The following is a 19,972-nucleotide window of genomic DNA, read 5'->3' on the forward strand; positions in this document are numbered from 1 at the left end:
ATTCCGGGTAAATAAATCAAATTTATTTACCCGCTTTATCTTCATATCACATAGTTAAAGCAATGCTTTTAACTTTTTAATTGCTTGTTTCGCATTTTTGTTTTCTTTATCTAAAGCTAAAGATTTCTTATAGTTACTCAATGCTAGCCTATTGTTATTTATAGATAGATACCCTTCGGCTAAACTATCGTAGGCATTCGCTGATTCAGGGTTATTTACAACATTCAACTTGAATATTTCAATAGCGGCTTCAATCAAGTTTAAATTAAGTAACTCATAACCAAAGTAATTTAACCTTCTTTCGCTCAAACTTTCACCTTGCTTATTTAACTGAGTGTACTTTTGTAAAGCAACATTGACCCCCTCATCAATAATCCAATCATAGAGTCTATTTTTAAGGTGTTTATTTGCTAACTCATAAGGTTTTCCATATAAAATATTGGTAATTCCTTTATTTAGCGCACGCATTGGTACACCACCTGTATTGTTTAAAATCACAATTAATAATTTATCTTGTAGAATGCGAGTAATACTTGAATTAAAACCATTTATACCGCCACCATGGTTAATACTTGTAATTTTTTTACCTAATTCAGATGTTGGTATTTCGTTAACTTCCCATCCATAAGCATAATTTCTGTGTTTTGATACTTTAAACATTTTTTTATTGAATTTTTACTTAATAAGCTTTCGGTATATAACGCATTATCCCAAAGTGATAAATCTCTTACGGTTGAATACATAGAACCTGCCGCATAAGGTATCGACATATCAAGGTAACCTGTATTGACATAGCCATTAAGTTTTTTGTCATAGCCACTTGCTCTATTTTTTATAATTACAGAACTATTATCATAACCTGTGTTATTCATGCCTAAAGGGCTCAATATTTTATCATTTAGCACAGATTCATAACTTTGCTTTGTTACTTTTTCAATTATATTGCCAAGTATAAAATAACCAGAATTGCTATATGTGAATTTTGTACCTGGTTCAAAGTCTAAATCATCGCTACAAAATTGCTTAGTAAACTCATCTACAGAATAGTTATTACGACTAATATCTTTTCTAAAATTTTTAATCCGTAAATAATTCGGTATACCCGAAGTATGATTTAGTAAATGATGTATTGTCACTTTATCGCCTATATCTTTACGAAAACCTTTTAAATATTCACTTATAGGTGCATCTAGTTTTAATACATTTTCTTCAACCAACTGCATTATTAACATGGCTGTAAACTGTTTTGTTAAAGATGCGATACGAAACTTAGTATCTAACGTATTTTTTATATCCCATTCAAAATTAGCAAAACCATATGCTTTTTCAAATATCACTTCATTATTTTGTGAAACCAAAACCGTACCGTTAAATTCTTTAATGTTGTGAAATTCACTTACGAATTTTTCAATTTCAATAGCTTTGTCATATGCCAAAGCCGGCCAAACCATGATTCGAAATAGAATAATTATCAGACATTGCGATTTAATTTTCATAACTTTCCTTATATATATTAAACATACAATCAGCTGGAAATGATGCTCATTAGCTGATCAATATTACTGTATATAAAAAAGTAAGAATCTAGCTGACAAACAAAGTCTTTTTCGGTGACATAAAGTGACAACCTAAAATAAACCTTGTAACATATTGTATTAATGGAAATAAAATAGCATATAATAAATGGATAAATTATTAGTAGGCGATAGTTTAGTTATAACTCCAAGCGAAAGATCAGTCTTGAAAAACGACATTGAGCTTAACCTTTCAGAGCTATCATATCGTTTATTACTGACGCTAGTTCAAAATACCCCAAATACAGTAAGTCATGATGAGTTAATGAAAGCTGTTTGGCCAGATCGGGTCGTATCTGATGAAAACCTAAAAAAACGAATATCTAGACTAAGAGATTCTCTTGGAGACTCTTCTGATAATCCCAAATATTTTGTTGCCGAACGCGGACTCGGTTACCGATGCATTTCAACTGTATGCAAGGCCCCTAATACTAAAAAAGATCTTTCTGAAAAGTCACATGACCTTTTAAAAATCAAAACGAATAAAAACTTGCTCAAATTTGTTACTTTCTTTTTGATATTTATAACATTAATAATCGCATTATTTCTTCTAAGCCCAAAAGAAGAAGAGACCAATATCAGTAACTTTGATTATGAGTTTCAAGCAGCACAATATTATGCACGCTTTAACCAAAAAGATAACGATAAAGCACTTTCACTTTATCAAAAATCAATAAAGTTAAATCCAAACAAAGGTTCAATCAATAGTGGATTAGCTAATGTGTATGCACAAGGCTATTATCAGTTTGGAAAAGCTGATCCTTGGTTACGAAATGCTATAAAGTTCGCTAAAAAGTCAATAACTCTTGAGCCAAACAAACCTTGGGGATACCAATCATTAGGTTTTTCACTTTACCTTAAGGGCAACTTTACTGAATCTATAAATTTATTCGAAAAAGCAAGTGAACTTGCTCCTAATTGGGGAGTACCCTTAGCATATCAAGCATTAATATACCTTGAGGTTTGTAGTGGTACAGTAGTTTTGGCCACCTAATAAGAAATGTTATGATTATTTCATAACCAATTTAGGTGACATATGATAAAGAAAAACCGTGTAACATATTCTGCAGCGATCAAACTTGAAACAGCTCAGTTAGTAATTGACCAAGGCTATACTCAAGAAGAAGCAGCAAAAGCTATGAATGTGGGTAAATCAACTGTGAGTAAATGGGTTGCCCAGTTAAAGGTTGAGCGAAGCGGAAAATCACCTTCAGCATCACCTATGACGCCTGAACAAATTGAAATTCGAGAACTGAAAAAGCGTATACAGCGAATTGAATTAGAAAAGGATATATTAAAAAAGGCTACAGCTCTATTGATGTCGGACTCTCTGAACAATTCTCGATAATCGAGAAACTCAATAAGAGCAATAGTCACCCAGTTAAAACATTATGTGATGTATTTGGCGTACATCGCAGTAGTTATAAATATTGGGTTAACAGAGATAAATCAGTATCAACTGATGATTTAAGGTTATCTATTGAAATCAAAGCAATACATAAAGAAAGTAATGGCTCTGCGGGTGCCAGAACTATCTCTGATATTGCATCTTATCGTGGTTTTAATTTAAGTCGGTATCGAGCGGCTAAATTTATGAAAAAATTAGGGCTGGTTAGCTCTCAACCGCCAAATCATAAGTACAAAAAAGCAAAGAAAGAGCATGTTTCAATACCCAATTTATTAAACAGACAGTTTGATGTAATTGAACCCAATCAGTATTGGTGTGGTGATGTGACCTATGTTTGGATTGGTCACAGGTGGGCATATTTAGCCGTTGTAATTGATTTATTTGCAAGGAAGCCAATTGGTTGGGCTATCTCCTTGTCTCCAGATAGTGAATTAACAATAGCCGCTTTAGATATGGCTTATGAAAGCAGAGGAAAACCTAAAGGTATCATGTTTCACTCAGATCAAGGCTGTCATTACACAAGCTTAAAGTATCGTCAGAGGGTATGGAAATATCAAATAAAGCAAAGTATGAGTCGACGAGGAAATTGTTGGGATAATGCGCCAATGGAAAGGTTTTTTAGGAGCTTTAAAACTGAATGGATGCCGAAAAAGGGTTACATCGATTTTAAAGAAGCCAAAGGTGCAATTACTGATTACGTAATAGGTTATTACAGCGAGATCAGGCCTCATCACTATAATGCAGGCTTAAGTCCAAATGAATCAGAGCGAAGGTTCTGGTTAAATTCTAAAACTGTGGCCAAATTTAGTTGACCACTACAGTTGGCAATCCTATAATGGCTTATCCCCTTATAAAAAAAGCCATAGATAAATCTCCTAATAATCCTGAGGTAATGCTTATTTTATCTCAGACATATCAAAAATTAAGTATGCCTAATCATGCAAAAGCGACACTAGAGCAATCTTTAGAATTTAACCCTGATTATCGATTATCTCAAAGCTACCTCACTGAGTTAAATCTAATTACCAATGATGCCTCATTATCCAAGATAATTACACAAATAGATGACGATAAAAATACAACTTCTCAGTTTGATCACTGGCTTATAGCGCAACATTTATTACAATCCGAAAACCTGCAATTAGCCAAAAACAGTTTTGAACAAGCCGCCTTATTAGGTGGTCGATATAGCTTACCTGCTCAAGTATATATTTCAGTTATTAATAAAGATAAATATCAAGTCAAACTATTAACACAACAAATTGAAAATGAGATAGAGAAAGGAAATCAGTGGCCTGAGCTTAAATTTATTAAAGGACTCTTATTATTTGCCAATAACGCCACCGAAAAAGCAATAGGCGAACTGATCCTTGCTATCGAGTCGGGTTTCACCCTCGAATATCGCTTTGAAAATATATCTATACTTTTAAGTATTGATCAGGAGTCTAAATTTAAAAATGTTCTTCATAAATTAACTCAAAAAAATAGACTAAATAGATTAAAGCGAGTGCCTAGATAGTCTTTTTTGATTTCCCTTTAAATGAGTATTTAAAGGGAAATCAAAACATATTTAGCCTTGACGCATAGGTACAGATACAGCACAGATATCTGTGTAATTTGGTGTCGCTAAAAACCAATCTTCAGGGCGGTTTCTTCTTGCTTTAATTAAGGTTTTAAAAGACTCTGATTCTGTTTTCATAATATCGATTACTAAAGGTCTTTCTTTTAAATAGTCAGCTGCCACTTTAACATCTTTGATCACATTGTAATTTTTAAATGCTAAATCAGTATCATCTTTTGGTTGGCGTTCGAGACGTTGAATGTGCTCCATACCCGTGATCACACGACCAAAAGAAGTAATATTATGATCTAGGTATCTAATCGCACCTAAAGCCACGTAAAACTCAGTACCGCCACTATCAGCTGAGTTTCCTCTGGCCATAGCAAAAGTGCCTGGGCAGTGAGTTTGCCATGTTTTTGTCGCATCATCATTTTGCGCAACAGCAAAACCATTTAAAAAGCCTGTACGACTTGCATAACCATCTTTATCATCAACTAATGTGATTACCTGTGCTGATTGTGTTAATTTATAAAATTCGGCTTTAATGGCTGATTTTCCAACTTTTGGTTTTTTGGTTTCTTTGGCATCTCCACCTTGGGCGACAAACCCTTCAACAAAACGATAAACATTTAAGTCTTTATAGAAGCCTTCTCTGGCTAATTGTTTTATATTTTTTACATGTCCAGGCGCCAGTTCTGGGTTAAGTTCGATTACAACAGTGCCCTCTTCAAGCTCAAGATATAAAGTATTTTCTGGATCCAATTTACGCCAGTCGGTTGTAGGTGCCTTTTTGATAATTTCGGCAGGAGAAGCTACTTTTTCAATAACTTGATTACTCGCTGATGCAAAATTTGCAACTAAGATACTGCAAGCAATAAAACTTTTAACTTTATTCATTTGAAACCTTATTGTTTGTATTATACCAATATTCAGATATATCAATTGGTGCCGTTCTTGGCAGTGTTGGATTATCTAATCGAATCAATGTTCTTTTAGCTAAATTTACATTTTCTATCACATGAGAAAAATGTTTATCGAACAACTTTTGCCAGCTGCCATCTTTTAGAGATAAATTAAGACCTTTTTCTAGTGCATCATGAAGCACTTGATTTTCTTTTGCCACAAAGAAATAAACTGCTGATGGGTAATATAAAACAACATGTTTATCATAGGTTAATTCAGGTTGGAGTTTATAAGAACCGACTTCTAGTAAGCCATCAGGAATTGCATCTATCCGTCCGGATTTTAACAAATTATTTGCCTGACTATGAGATGAAAAACTTAATATTGATAATTCATTTTGCTTGAAAATCTCTAAATCTGGCCAATCAAATCTAAGGCCAAAATGGACTTTTCTAATGTCTATCGTATTTTGTTTGTTTTTAAATAAGTCGGGAGTGCGCTTATTAATAAGTGGAATTCGATATCCCAACAACCCTCGATCTAGTGGGATTTTAACAGCTAAAGCTTGCTCTTCCCTCTTAACATTCGTAACAGTCCAAAATAGGTCAAGCGATTTATCTTTACCTAACAATAGAATGGTTCTTTTTTGACTTGGTAAGTCTTTTACCGGTATACAATTAAATTTTTGACCTGACTTATCAAGCACCAAAACAAACAGCTCTGCAATATAATCATTTGCAGGTGATTGATAACGTATAGTTAAAACGTCATTATTTGCATAAGTTGAGGTGCCCATGAAAAAAAACAGTAAACAAACAACTTTCATATTCATTTTAACCTCTATTATATTAATTAGTGTTAATCCCAATCAAACTTATAAAGGATGTCTAAAGAGTCATTCACTCCATTTATAGCCTCTATATATAGCTGAGGTAATAGCTGATAACGAATAATAATTTCTGTGAGTGGCTCAAATACACCAACACTATATTTTACTTGCACACCTGGCATTAAGTAACCAGAGATTTCTACCTTGGTATCATCTCCTGATCCTGTTGAACCAAGAGCAATATCTTCTACACCAAGTCGAGAACCAATTTTACTCACAAGTCCCTCCCCTATAGCAAGTCCTTGAGAAAGTAAGAGTTGGGTTAACATCGCACTGTTAGAGTTACTTTCGCCTTCACCTAAAGGTTGACCATTTAATAAATAAGATAACGCCTCTGCTTGGTCTTTACTTGGTTCAGAAAAAATCGATAACTTAGGTTTATCTACATTACCAGTAAGCGTAATACCAGCAATCACATCATCAGCTGTTTTCTCCGAGTTTCTAATGGCTTTAATATTTAAATATGGTTTATCAATCGCACCACTAAAACCGACTTGACCAGTTTGAATGTGTAAATCTTGGCCAAAAGACTGGTATACACCATTGATTAAATTAATATCGCCCGTTGTCAGTAAAGGGCTGTGATAGCCTTTTTTAAGGGATAAGTCACCTTCAAGCTCTGAAATTAAACCAAACGAATCTATTTTAACATCATCTTTTACGATTAAAGACAAATCTAATGAATAGAAAAAACCGGGGTCTTTCACTTGTTTTTCATGTTCAAAAATCACTTCATCTTCACTGACTTTTACAGCTCCTTCAGGTAAGGATTCAATCGAAATGCGCCCATAGGGAATTTCAACTCTACCTTTAATATCTAACTCATTATTTGCCACTACAACTTGTAAATCAGGGTTCAATCGTATTTTAACGCCTTGTTCCAGTTTTAAATTAAAGTCTTGCCCTATTACATTTAATTGACCACCAAGACGCGTACCTTGCCAATCTAATTCGCCTTTTAGTTTTGCATTGCCTTGTTGATCATCAGATATATCAGCATTCAGTACCAGTTTTTGCTCTTTAAACCCAATATTAAAATGGCTACCTTTAATCGCAACAGGAATATTATCCCCTGATATATCGATGTTTTTTGCACTTAATTCGCCTGATAAATATGGTTTATTTAATGGCCCTGAAATATTTATATCTGCAAAAACATCTCCAGACAAAGTATCTATTTTTTGAATAAAAGGCTTAAACTTATCAAGCTTAAAGCCATTCATTTTAATTATGCCATCTAGATTTTTTGCAGCAGTGATATCTGAAATGATCATTTCACTTGATATTGAGCCAAATAAATCTGAATTTAAAAATCCATTAAAATATGCCTTTTGTGAAGTTGAGTTTGCATTAATTTTGATTTCTTTTACAGGTAAAACAAAGTGTTTCTCTTCTTGCTGTAGTGCAAACTCTAATACTTGAGAAGCTAAATTCATATCCAGTTTCTCTAATTTACCTTGTTGCCAATTTACATTTAAACCACCTGTAAATGAGCCCGTAGCAGTTAAATCTTCTGGTAATAAATGCGCTATGCTGGCTAAATTAAATTTAGTTAAGTCTACTTTGATATCGCCTTGTTGCTCACTTGCCGTTAATTGTTCAATACACAGGTCTGATTCATTTGATTGCCAACAATGACTCTTAATTTGTATTGCTTTATTATTAATATCAAGCTGTAAATCAATATTTTTTTTTGGTCGAACGACTTGAACATTATCAGTGATATACAAATCAGATATAACCGAGTGCCATACATTTTTATTATTTACACCGCCTGTAATTTTAAAGGCACTTTTTACTAAATCAGAATTCAGTTTAAAATTCGCATGATGATTTGATTTATCACCTTTGATATTTAAATCAAGTGTTTGTAATTTTTTTCCTTCAAGTTCACCATTATTTATTAATAAATTGATGTGGGTTTTAAAGTTATCAGCTACCGATATAAAACCTTGGGTTTTTGCTTGTTGTATTTTAATTTGTTGATAACTTAAATCACTAAAGCCTAACTCCCAGTTTATCTCAGGTTTTATTCGCTCACCTGTTATCGCTAAACTGCCATAACCTTTACCCGCTAATTCATTTAAAAAGTTGCTTGGCTGGTTTATATCTAAATTACCTTTAAGATCCCATATATTATTTATCTCACCACTTAAACTCAGTGTATTTGAACCGCTTATTAAGCTAATTAAATCGACGTTTGCATTTATCTGATTGTCCAAATTAAACTGGGTATTGAGCTCAAAGGGTACTGTATTACCTTCACCTAAAGCGAATGAACCACCTAAATCAAAGTTACTAACCGATAATAACCAGTTTGATTTTGATTGTTTAAAGTTCAAATCAAATGCACCATTTAGATCTGTATTTATATTGGCTGCAAATTCCTGCAAGTTTAATTTAGTCAGCTCTCCTGATATATTCGCCAATAAATCATCTTTAAACGTCACATCACCTTGAATTGATACCGCACTTTTTGGAGTATTTAGAGATAACTGCTCTAATGTAAATTGTGTTAAGTCACCTTTACCTAAAAGCGTTAAGTCTATTAATGGATAAGCATTAACCCCTTGTTCACTGACCAGTTTTACATCATAATTTTTAAGTGAACCACCAGATATTAGAGACAAGTGATTTAATTTATAATTTTTATCATCTGCAAAGTGCTGCCAGTCTTGTATTTGCGTATTTAAATTAAATGGGTAATTTTTTGTTTTTAAATTTAACTTGCCATTTGTTGTTGATGGATACTGCCCTATTGTTTGTAAATCAAAATTAAGTGCAGCTAAATCTCCCTGTGCCTTAAATGTAAAACCATGGAGAAGCTCTTTATTTTTAATTTGTTTTATATCTAGGTTAACATCTAATGGATTATTCGTAATAAGGTTAATAATGCCTTGTGACGAGAGCTGAATATCTTGATAAGACAAAGCTAAATTATTTAAATTGAGCTGACTATCAAAAAAATCTGCGGCTAGATTAATATTATTAATAACATGAACCTGTTTTTCTTGATGAACCTCCAGACGATTTAATTTCAATTCAGTTAAAATAAAATCTATAGGTGTTTTAAACAGTACATCATCAATTGGTTCAAAAATAAGCGGTTGTTTAGCTTTGGCTATTTCAACTGCCGATTTTTGTTTAAAACGAATCTTTTCGACTTGTAGTTTTTTGACGTTCAGGATTGGTTGGTTAACACCTTTATCAACTCCTATAAGTGATGACAGTTTTTCAATATTAAGATCGCCATCAGACAGTGTAATATCAGCTGAATTTAACGCTAAAGCATCTAAACACACTGCATTTTCATTTTTAAGATAACCATAGGCACATTGCCAGATATTTAAACCTATCGTAACATTTTCAATATGGGCATTAAGCTCGCTATTTTCATATGTCACTGAAAACGGGTCTTGATATAAAAAACGTCCATCATCTAATTTTATTGATAAGCCAGCGACTAACTTATTCGCAGTAAAAGCAATTAGCTTATTGCCAGGACTAGTAAATAACATGCAAAATATTAACGTTGACAGAATCAACGAAATATATGTGAGATAACGTTTAAATTTTTTGAAGACAGACTTTGTTTCTTTTGAATTATTCTGATTTTTTGGTGATTTACGGCTCATATTTCCGGCCCTATTGTCACACTGAACCGAGTATTATTGTTATCTGTTATTGCCCAAGCATGGTCAATTCTAATTGGACCAATGGGTGTTAACCATCGAATACCAATTCCTGTTCCAACTTCAATATCCTCTGAAAAATCGTTCGTTGACGTACCTCCGTCTACAAACAAAGCCGCCCGCCATGATGGCGCAAACTGATAGTTATACTCTAACGTGCCTGTGACTAAATATTTACCACCAACAAGATTTCCTTTCTCATCTGCTGGTGAAATTGATTCGTATTTAAATCCTCGAATACTTTGATCGCCACCAGCAAAAAAGCGCATTGATGCAGGTACGTCGTTGATATCTTCAACCAAAATTGCGCCTAACTTTGATTTAACATAAAAAAGGTGGTTATTACGATAGGTTCTTAACAGCGCTGTTTGAAATTGCAGTTTTAACAAATCAGTATCAGATAATACACCATCTAATCCCACTTCAGCCGACAGTAGCCATTGATTACCCCAAAATGGTGTTGTTCCACCTTTTGTTTTCTTTTTTGCAAAACTAATACCCGGTAATAACATTTCTGTTTTGCCCGGATCATCAGCTATTTCAAAATCTTCTCGCTCATGTTTTATAAAAGCTGTGCGTACCCAATTAGACTGAGTAACCCACTGTCTTTGTAATTGTGTGGTCAATGTTCGGATATACTTCTGAGTATGTGAGTTATTTTCACTTTTATAACCAAATGCATAACGCCATACATCATCTACAGGATCATCTACGGGTACTGTATATGCGAATTCAAATTCTTTCTCATAATCTGTAACGACAGCATCAGTCTCAAAATAATGGCCGTCAGTACCGACCCAAGGTTTACTCCATTTTATTCTTGCTTTCGCTCCTAAGTCTGTTGAAAAACCACCGCCAATTTCATAACTATTTGCAGGTTTGTGTAATACGTCAACTTTGATGGGAATTTGCTTATTTTCTCTATGTTCAATATCTGCATATACACGAACACTTTTAAAATAAGGGGTGCTCGCTATATCTAAATTATATTGTGAAATGATATGTGCTTGATAAGCTTCACCTGTTTTAAAAGATGCTAATGAACGTATATATTTTACCGCAGGCGTATCTGATGAAATAACAATTGGTCCGTAGGTATAACGAGGACCCGTATTGATATCAAAAGTCACGATAGCACTGTGATTTTTTAGTGATATACCCAGTTCATTTACTTGCCATTGGGCATCAAAATACCCCAGTTCGAGTAACTGGCTTTCAATCATAGATTTGGATTTCTCATATATTGCATGATTTATTACATCTCCCTGAACCAAAGGAAGCTTTTTAATAACCTGAGTTAAAGCATTATCGTCTTTACCTTCTCCTTGAAGGTGATAATTTAACTTTGCAATTCTCACTTCTGTGCCGGGCTCAATATCAACTTTCATTATCACTAGCTTGTCTTGCACTTCACCATCTTGTTCAAAAGAGAGTGTTATTTTAGGTTCATAATAACCAAGTGCCTTCAAGCTAGTCTTAATTTGATCTATGCTGTGGCGTTTTAATTGTTTAGTTGCAGATTCATTTTTTACTTTTGCTAAATAAAAACTGACATTATAAAGTAACTGGCCTTTAATTCCAGATAGTTCAAAATCTGAAATATTATTTTCTTTGGCCTGTAAAAACATACTTAATAAAAATAACCAAAGATATGAAAAATAACGTAACATTTTAATTCCTTTAAAACTTAAGTTAATTAAACTCATTAACAGCCTGAAGTGACTGTTCCTATCTCAGGTGAAGTTTTATTTACATCGTTGGGATTATAATAAAACGCATAACACCTATCAGCCAACTTTTCGCCTTGCAGCCAGATGAAAGCGACTTTACCAGGTGATAACACCACAAAAGGTAAACTAGGAGCTGAATTTTGCTGACCTACACCACACAATGAATGTTTAGAACAAGAACTATTTTTTGATGTGTATGATATTTCTTTACCTATATCTAATGCATAACGCCACGACTTATTCCAATGAGCACCAATATAACCATTAATCACTGAAATATTTGTACCATTAAAGTCCATATTGCCCGTAACAACATTATTTATTATTGCTTTAGCATAAACCAGATCTGACGTTGATTTCATTGCCGCTGAAATCGCTTTTATTTTTGAAACCTTTGCTTCACTTTGAACATTTAAAAATAGCGTTGCTGCAGATATAGCTATAGTGCCTAGGATGATGATAACCATAATAAGTTCAATTAAAGTGAACCCACTTAAATTCTTTTTATTGTTATGAAAGTACATATTATAAAAACCACCTTTCACTCATAATTTTCAGCCAAATATAACATATTTAGCTCTGCATCTTTCTATTTTTCTCATTTTCTAAGACAATATAAGCAATTGAAACAAAGAGCAGTCAAATAATGAGCAATCAAGTACAATTTCCAAACGATGAGAACGGTGAATTACTCGCTGATATGGCAAAAGCAGGCATAGATCTTAGCCAACTTCACGTTATTGATTTTTTTATCTTATTTGAGCAAAAGCCAGATGCGGAAAAATTTGAGATTGAAATTGCCAAAGATGATTTAGCACCAAAAACGCAATTACAAAAGTGTTCTGAAACGGGTGTTTGGGAAGTGATCACTTCTATTAAAATGGTTCCAGAACATACTTTATTAGGCCAAATGGAACAGTATTTTGAAAGCTTTGCTAATCCATTAAATGGCTATGGTGATGGTTGGGGAATAATGGCTGAAGAATAGCTATAAGCTAATCGTTTTTGCTAAAAAAATTCGCCTACTTTTATTGTAGGCGAACATAAACTACATCTGATTCGCCTTTCTGTAATTACCTTCATAATCAAATAGCTTTTCTACAATTTTCCAAGCTCCGCGATTCTTTTTATTCATTTTTCTGGCTATTACAAAATCTGGGGCTGTAAAAAAGGCTTGTTTATCGATAACTTGTGATAATGATTTAAAGTAAGTGGGCTCTTGTCCGGCTAATAAACGTTTTCCAAATGCTTTATTAAAATAATAAGTGGAGCCCGAGTTTTCGAAATTATATACCTCATCACAACTGGCACCATCTTCATCAAAATAAGTTATTTTTATTTTGAATTCACTTATTGCCTCAAACTGCATACCTGAACACCTTAAAACAAGCGCATCTTTTAAGTTAAGTGCCGCTTTGAGTTTATCATCAGGATCAACAATCGCACAGCCGCATTCATGACACTTACGTGCTGCTATGTCATTTTCAGCACCACAACTATCACATTGTTTAAATCTAAATCTAAAATCACATTGCTGCGATGTATCCTCACTTTCTAACATACCTTGGCAACGACGACCAAAATGCTCTATGACTTTGCCATCGTTATCCGTTTTTCCCCAAAACATATTCGCAAAACCACACCCAGGACACAAAACCTGCACAGGTTCACTATCGCTATCTGGCTTTTTAGAGCCCACTTCAGGGTAAAAAATGTCATAACCGTTACCAGCATAATCTATCACTAAACAGTCTTTTTTGTTATCACTTAAGCGCAATCCCCTACCCACAATTTGCTGATATAAACTGACCGATTCTGTAGGACGTAATATTGCAATAAAATCAACATGCGGGGCATCAAAGCCTGTCGTTAATACTGATACATTCACTAAAAATTTGATTTTTTGTTTTTTAAACTCAGTGATAATGCGATCTCTTTGCGATAACTCTGTATCGCCTATCACTAATGCAGCTATACTTTTAGCACAGTCGTCTTGCGGTAAATAGGTTAAAATTTCCTTGGCATGTTCAATGGTAGAGGCAAAAATCATCACACCTAAACGATTTTTAGCAAGATCAACTATTTGCTCAACAATGGCTTTCGTCACCCTTTGTGAATCTTTAAGTAATAAGCTCATTTCTTGATTATCAAAGCGTCCAAAACTATCTGTAGTAATAGATGAAAAGTCATAATGACTAATTGCAGCATCTATCATATTTGGCGGTGTTAAAAATTCATTTTTTATCATGTATCTAAGTGGTAATTCATATATGCACTTTTTAAATGGCGCATCATCAGAGCCTCTTACAAATCCATGGTAATGTTCATGGTAAATCCACCCTATGCCCATACGATAAGGTGTAGCTGTTAAGCCTAATACTTTTAATGACTTATTATGGGTTTTTAACTGATTGATTACTTGCGCATATTGTGAACTTGTTTCTAAGTTAACTCTATGGCATTCATCTATAATAACCAATGAATAAGCTTCATCCAGCTTATCTAAATTTTTAGCTATCGATTGAATACTGGCAAATGTTACCTGATGGATTAAAGATTTTTGTTTTAAACCCGCAGAAAATATACTGGCCTCTAGGCCATAACTTATATATTTTTCACTATTTTGTTCAACCAGTTCTTTAACATGCGCTAACACTAAAATTTTTCGTTTTGCTATGCGTGCTAACTCTGCAATTACTAAGCTTTTACCCGCTCCAGTTGGTAATACAATAACAGCTGCATCATCTGATTTTTTAAAATGTGTCACGGTATTTTGAACCGCTTCACTTTGATAAGGTCTTAACTGATAGATAGTCATTGCTCGCGCTAAATCTTTATAGTGGCATTATAACTTAAGTTTTCTATAAAGAGTTCATCTTAGGTTCATTTGAGTTAACTAGACTAAAACACACACATTTTTCATTTTTTATGATATGTTCTTGGCAGATTAGATTTTAGGAGTAAAAATCATGAGAAACCTATTAATAGCAGCCACAGTGTTACTTTTGGCTGCATGTTCACACACCCCTGATTGGGATTATGATCAGTCTGCGAATTTTAGCAACTTCAAAACCTTTGCTTGGGTTAAAGATGCCAGTCTCACTAAGGATGTAAAAAATTATCAAATCAACCCTATTATGGAAAAACGTGTTAGAGAAGCTGTTAATTCTGACTTAACTCAAAAAGGTCTCTCTATGGTTTCAATTGATGAAGCAGATGTTTTGATCAATTACCATGCCTCTGTTGATAAAAAAATTGATATAGATACATTCTCTACTCATTACAGTGCAACTTGGAATCACTGGCGTAATCCATGGGGCACAAGTATTCATGCTGATAATAAAGTACGTGAATATGAAGTAGGTACTTTAATTATTGATATCGTTGATCAAAACTCAAATCAACTTATTTGGCGTGGTGCTAAAGAAGGTAGATTAAAGAAAAATCAAAAACCAGAAAAAAGAACACAAGTCATTAATGACACTGTGATCAACATTTTGAGTAACTTCCCTCCTCAAGCAACAGAAGTACTTTAAACAAATAATATTGAATAAAGCCACCTTGTGGCTTTATCTTTAATATCAAATAGTTAAACAATTCTCATTTCCAAAATAGTTTACATACAATTGTAAAATTAAATTTCTTCTTAAGAAATATCCTAAAATTATATTATTCCTTTTAAATCAGATGGGTATATTTTAAGCCAAGATAGTTTACCTATTAACAACTATAATTATGAAATACTGTGTTACATCTTCATGCACTATGTAAACAATATATTGATTATCCTATAAGTGTCATCAATATGAGTTACTAAGGAATGCACTGTGGCTACTAAAAAACAAATATTATTCCCAGTCGGAATTTTAGTGCTAGGAGTTGGAATTTCGGCCAGCTTCTCAGCTATGAAGAAACCACCAGAGAAAAAAGAAGAGAAAGAAATTCTTCCTTTGGTTCAAGTTCAACCTGCATCAGTTGAATCTATCACATTAGACGTCAGCTCCTATGGTCTGATCACACCAAAAAATCAAACGCAGCTTGTTGCACAACTAAGTGGCCAACTTGTTGAAGTATCTGAAGCCTTTGTAAAAGGTGGATTTGTAAAAAAGGGTGATGTATTAGCCCGAATCGATCCAAATGACTATGAAGCAGCATTAATAGATGCACAAGCGACTTTAGCACAAGCGCGCTCAGCGCTTGAAGTAGAGCGAGCTCAAGGACATGTTGCTAAATCTGAATGGGAAAGAATTCGTAAAAATAGTAATGAATTTATTCCATCTGAACTGTATTTAAGAAAACCTCAATTAGCAGAAAAATTAGCCCGTTTTAAAGCATCTGAAGCGTCTTTAAAACGTGCAAAACGCAATCTAGAACGTACTTATATCAGCGCTCCCTATGATGCAATTATCGCACAACGCGCAGTAAGTCTAGGCAGTGTTGTAAGCCCAGGAAGTAATATTGGAGAGTTAAACTCAATTAGTTTAGCCGAGGTAAGACTTCCAGTTGCCGATAAAGATATGCAATACCTAATAAAGGGTGGCATAAATGCCAATGTTGTATTAACCACACAATATTCAGGTAAAGATTACGACTGGCAGGCAACGATTGTGCGTAGTGAAGGTGTCATCAATCAAAAAAGTCGTATGAGCTATTTAGTAGCACAAGTTCAAGACCCATATGCTCAAAATTCTGATTTTCCACCACTTAGGTTTGGAGCTTACGTTAATGCTAAAATCCAAGGTTTAGAAATTAACAATACAACCACAGTTGCCCGTCATTTAGTTAAAAATAACAAAATTGCAGTTTTAAGTTCAGATAATACTTTAACTTATCAAACCGTTGATATATTAAGAGAGTTTGACAATCAAATTGTTTTAAGTAATGGCTTAAATAGTGGCGACAAAGTAATCACTACAGCACTTGATTATCCTAGTGAAGGCATGAAATTAACAACTGAGTATGCCCAACCTAAAACGCTCGATTCTGATAAAAAAGATGATACACAACTTGCAATGAAGAAGGACTAAACCATGATTGATACTAACAAAGGTATCATTGCTTGGTTTGCTCGCAATTCAGTTGCAGCAAATTTATTAATGATATTCATCTTAGTGGGCGGGCTTTTAACGGCTGGCACCATACGAAAGCAAATGTTTCCTGATTTTGAAAGTAACTGGCTTCAAGTACAGGTTGCTTATCCTGGCGCAGCACCACAAGAAGTGGAAGAAGGGATCACAGTTAAAATCGAAGATGCTTTAGAAGGTTTGCAAGGTTTAAAACGTGTCATAACGTATTCTCGTCGCAGCTTTTCTCAAGCTTGGATTGAAGTAGATGAAGGTTATGACGCTAAAGAAGTATTAGACGAAGTAAAGCTACAAGTAGATACAATTTCAAGCTTCCCTGATGGTATGGAACGCCCCATTGTAAGCCAAGAAAAATTCACTCAAGAAGTGATGTTTTTGAGCCTACATGGTGATTTAACAAATCATGAGTTAAAAGATTTAGGTAATAAAATCCACGATGAAATTTTAGCTTTACCTGGTATCAATGTTGCCGAATTTTACAGTGGATTAGCTTATGAAATTGGCATTGAAATCAGTCCTGATAAGCTAAGAGAATATGGCTTAAGCTTTAGAGATATCGCAGCTAAGGTGCGAGGTTTTTCAGCTAATATGTCTGCAGGCCAGATCAAAGCGCAAAACGGTTATATTTCTTTACGTGTAGAAAATCAAGCATATAAAGGCCATGAGTTCGAACAATTACCTCTGATCACTTTAGAAGATGGTACATTAATTCGTTTAGGTGATATTGCAACTATCAACGATGGTTTCCAAGAAGGCATTCAATACTCTAAGTTTAATGGTGAAAACTCGTTAACTTATTCAATTGGTGCTTCAAAGGATCAAGATATTACCAAAGTAGCTAAAGTGATGTATAACTATCTGGAAGCTAAAGAAAAAGAATTACCGCAAAATGTAACTTTAGAATCATTTATTGATATGACATATTATCTAAATGGCCGTTTAGATATGATGATCAGCAATATGATTTGGGGTGGTTTATTAGTATTTTTGATGTTGGCAATGTTCTTACGTATACGCTTAGCATTTTGGGTAATGATGGGGTTACCAGTATCATTTTTAGGGGCATTTTTGTTAATGCCAACTGCCGGACTTGATATTACCATTAATATCGCATCATTATTTGCGTTTATCTTAGTGCTAGGTATTGTGGTCGATGATGCCATAGTCATAGGAGAATCGGCCCATGCTGAAATTGAAGAGCATGGCCACAGCTTAGAAAGTGTTGTTAGAGGTGTAAAACGTGTTGCTATGCCTGCGACCTTTGGTGTTTTAACCACAATTGCAGCCTTCTTACCTATGATGCTAGATGATGGACCAGGTCGTGCATTTTCAATGGCCATTGGTGGTGTAATCATTTTATGTCTTATTTTCTCATTAGTAGAATCTAAACTTATTTTGCCAGCACATTTAGCGCGTATGACACCCAGACCTCATAACCCTAAAAATCCACTTCATATGGTTAGACAGTTAATCGATACTAACTTAAAACGTTTTGTCGAAAATGTTTACCGCCCTACTATCATAAAAGCCATACATTACAGATACACAGTTATTATGGGCTTTATCAGTATCTTGATTATAAGTGGTGGTTTATTTGCAGGTGGTTTAGTTAAATTTGTTGCCACACCTAAAATACCGCATGATTTTGCAAATGTAGATATTGATATGACGCTATCTTCTTCTGAAGCTGCAACTCTAAAAGCCGCGCTCCAGTTTGAACAACTGATCGTTGATGTTGATAACCAAATTGAAAAAGAACACGGTTCAAAAATGGTTGAAGCGTTAACTGTACGCTTACAAGGCAGAACCCGTGCACGTATCATGGCGAAACTTGTTTCTCCTGAACTTCGTGTTATGGACACTTTTGCGCTTGCCGATATGTGGCGTGAGCAAATGCCTCAAATGGCTGGCTTAAAAAGTTTAAATATCCGAGATAGTATAGGTGGCAATGGTCGTGATGACGGTGATATTAGTTTCCGCCTTGAAGGCAAAGATATTGAAACACTGCGTTTAGCCGCAAATCAGTTAAAACAGAAACTTAATACAATTAAAGGTATTGGTGATGTTAACGATTCAATGCAAACTGCAACTGATGAAGTTCGCTTAGATTTAAAACCTGTGGCACATAGCTTAGGTTTAACTTTAGCTGATATCGCCTCTCAAGTAAGTTTTGGTTTCTATGGCTTAGAAGCGCAACGTATTCTTCGTGATGGTGAAGAGTTAAAAGTCATGATCCGTTACCCAATTGAAGAACGTAATTCAATAGGCCAAATTCAAGATGTACGTATTAGTACGCCAGCTGGCGGTGAAGTATTATTATCTGAAGTAGCTGAAATTGAACTTGTTCAAGGTGTCAATAGCATACGTCGTGAAAATGCGATGCGTACAATTAATGTTTGGGCTTCTGTAGATACAGAACAAGCTGAACCATTTAAAATTGCAAATGACATCAGAGATAACTACTTACCACAACTCCTTAAATCTCATGCGGGTATTCGTACTGAAGTGGCAGGTAAAATTCAAGAAGAAATGGAAAGCATGAATGAGCAAATTCGTAACTTTGCTTTATCTATGATGCTTATTTTTGCATTGCTTGCCATTCCATTACGCTCATATTCACAACCATTTTTAATCATGTCAGTGATCCCATTTGGTGTAATTGGTGCGATGTTTGGTCATATTATTTTAGGTATGACAATGAGTAGTTTATCTTTCTTTGGCATTATCGCTGCAGCTGGTGTGGTAGTTAATGATTCATTAGTTATGGTAGATTTTGTTAATAAAGCACGCGCTGCCGGAGTACCTATCAAAGAAGCAGTTGTTGAAGCAGGCTGTAAACGCTTTAGAGCGATTTTCTTAACTTCAATTACTACGTTTATAGGTTTAATACCAATTATTACTGAGACAAGCCTACAAGCTAAAATTGTAATACCTATGGCAGTATCTTTAGCCTTTGGTGTATTGTTTGCGACAGTGATCACCTTGTTATTAATCCCGTGTCAATATGTGGCTCTTGAAGACTTTAAGCGTTTAATACGTCGTAAAAAAAAAGTAGATATTGATGGGACTAAAACTGATAAGTTAGATACGGTTATTCAGTAAAGTTATCTGAATTTATCTATACATATTAA

The 19,972-nt window shown here is 34.4% G+C and carries 15 protein-coding genes; 7 read left to right on the forward strand and 8 right to left on the reverse strand.

Translation table 11 applies throughout. The features are described 5' to 3' along the window. Positions 1-54: 54 nt before the first annotated feature. Both PSA_RS13490 and PSA_RS13495 read right to left on the reverse strand, forming a co-directional pair. A complete protein-coding gene (locus tag PSA_RS13490; protein ID WP_052380204.1) occupies positions 55-660 on the reverse strand; it encodes a tetratricopeptide repeat protein in 606 nt (201 codons plus the stop codon). Further along, positions 588-1,496, reverse strand: coding sequence for a serine hydrolase (locus PSA_RS13495; RefSeq protein ID WP_052380205.1), 909 nt, complete (start codon positions 1,494-1,496; stop codon positions 588-590). The genes PSA_RS13490 and PSA_RS13495 overlap by 73 nt, the downstream gene beginning before the upstream one ends. Before the next feature lie 187 nt (positions 1,497-1,683). On the opposite strand from PSA_RS13495, the gene PSA_RS13500 reads away from it, so the two are divergent. The 3 genes from PSA_RS13500 to PSA_RS13515 all read left to right on the forward strand — a co-directional run bounded on the left by PSA_RS13500 (position 1,684) and on the right by PSA_RS13515 (position 4,501). Continuing rightward, positions 1,684-2,568, forward strand: a complete 885-nt coding sequence (locus PSA_RS13500; RefSeq protein ID WP_042150913.1) for a winged helix-turn-helix domain-containing protein — start codon at positions 1,684-1,686, stop codon at positions 2,566-2,568. A gap of 42 nt (positions 2,569-2,610) precedes the next feature. Further along, positions 2,611-3,794, forward strand: a protein-coding gene (locus PSA_RS24630) for an IS3 family transposase (protein ID WP_157575782.1) whose coding sequence is annotated in 2 segments (ribosomal slippage) — positions 2,611-2,878 and positions 2,878-3,794 — 1,185 coding nt in all. Because the reading frame shifts where the segments join, the coding sequence is not laid out codon by codon here. 23 nt (positions 3,795-3,817) lie between these two features. Beyond that, on the forward strand, positions 3,818-4,501 hold the full coding sequence (locus PSA_RS13515) for a hypothetical protein (protein WP_042148843.1): 684 nt from the start codon (positions 3,818-3,820) through the stop codon (positions 4,499-4,501). A gap of 51 nt (positions 4,502-4,552) precedes the next feature. Here PSA_RS13515 and PSA_RS13520 read toward each other — a convergent pair whose 3' ends face one another. From PSA_RS13520 to PSA_RS13540, 5 genes are all read right to left on the reverse strand, one after another. Next, on the reverse strand, positions 4,553-5,440 hold the full coding sequence (locus PSA_RS13520; RefSeq protein ID WP_042148839.1) for a peptidylprolyl isomerase: 888 nt from the start codon (positions 5,438-5,440) through the stop codon (positions 4,553-4,555). Then, entirely contained in the window at positions 5,433-6,278 is an 846-nt protein-coding gene (locus PSA_RS13525; protein ID WP_059364941.1) for a transporter substrate-binding domain-containing protein, read from the reverse strand. Before PSA_RS13525 ends, PSA_RS13520 begins: the two co-directional genes overlap by 8 nt. Positions 6,279-6,304: 26 nt before the next feature. Continuing rightward, positions 6,305-9,853, reverse strand: coding sequence for a translocation/assembly module TamB domain-containing protein (locus PSA_RS13530; protein ID WP_193216544.1), 3,549 nt, complete (start codon positions 9,851-9,853; stop codon positions 6,305-6,307). A gap of 113 nt (positions 9,854-9,966) precedes the next feature. Then, on the reverse strand, positions 9,967-11,697 hold the full coding sequence (locus PSA_RS13535; RefSeq protein WP_042148857.1) for an autotransporter assembly complex family protein: 1,731 nt from the start codon (positions 11,695-11,697) through the stop codon (positions 9,967-9,969). 35 nt (positions 11,698-11,732) lie between these two features. Next, a complete protein-coding gene (locus PSA_RS13540; RefSeq protein WP_042148828.1) occupies positions 11,733-12,281 on the reverse strand; it encodes a type II secretion system protein in 549 nt (182 codons plus the stop codon). A 122-nt stretch (positions 12,282-12,403) separates the two neighbouring features. Here PSA_RS13540 and PSA_RS13545 point away from each other — a divergent pair, with 122 nt between their 5' ends. Continuing rightward, positions 12,404-12,745: a ribonuclease E inhibitor RraB gene (locus PSA_RS13545; protein WP_042148824.1), complete on the forward strand. Its 342-nt coding sequence runs from the start codon at positions 12,404-12,406 to the stop codon at positions 12,743-12,745. Between the two features lie 60 nt (positions 12,746-12,805). Here the strand turns inward: PSA_RS13545 and PSA_RS13550 are convergent, their stop codons facing one another. Further along, a complete protein-coding gene (locus tag PSA_RS13550; protein WP_042148821.1) occupies positions 12,806-14,575 on the reverse strand; it encodes a DEAD/DEAH box helicase in 1,770 nt (589 codons plus the stop codon). 151 nt (positions 14,576-14,726) lie between these two features. On the opposite strand from PSA_RS13550, the gene PSA_RS13555 reads away from it, so the two are divergent. The 3 genes from PSA_RS13555 (at position 14,727) to PSA_RS13565 (ending at position 19,943) form a co-directional block, all read left to right on the forward strand. Next, the gene (locus PSA_RS13555; protein ID WP_042148818.1) at positions 14,727-15,293 is read left to right on the forward strand and encodes a DUF4136 domain-containing protein; all 567 of its coding nucleotides are present in this window, start codon (positions 14,727-14,729) and stop codon (positions 15,291-15,293) included. A gap of 291 nt (positions 15,294-15,584) precedes the next feature. Next, positions 15,585-16,784, forward strand: coding sequence for an efflux RND transporter periplasmic adaptor subunit (locus PSA_RS13560; protein ID WP_042148815.1), 1,200 nt, complete (start codon positions 15,585-15,587; stop codon positions 16,782-16,784). Between the two features lie 3 nt (positions 16,785-16,787). After that, on the forward strand, positions 16,788-19,943 hold the full coding sequence (locus tag PSA_RS13565; protein ID WP_042148812.1) for an efflux RND transporter permease subunit: 3,156 nt from the start codon (positions 16,788-16,790) through the stop codon (positions 19,941-19,943). Positions 19,944-19,972 lie beyond the last annotated feature (29 nt).

Source organism: Pseudoalteromonas sp. '520P1 No. 423' (assembly GCF_001269985.1).
Lineage (GTDB): Bacteria > Pseudomonadota > Gammaproteobacteria > Enterobacterales > Alteromonadaceae > Pseudoalteromonas.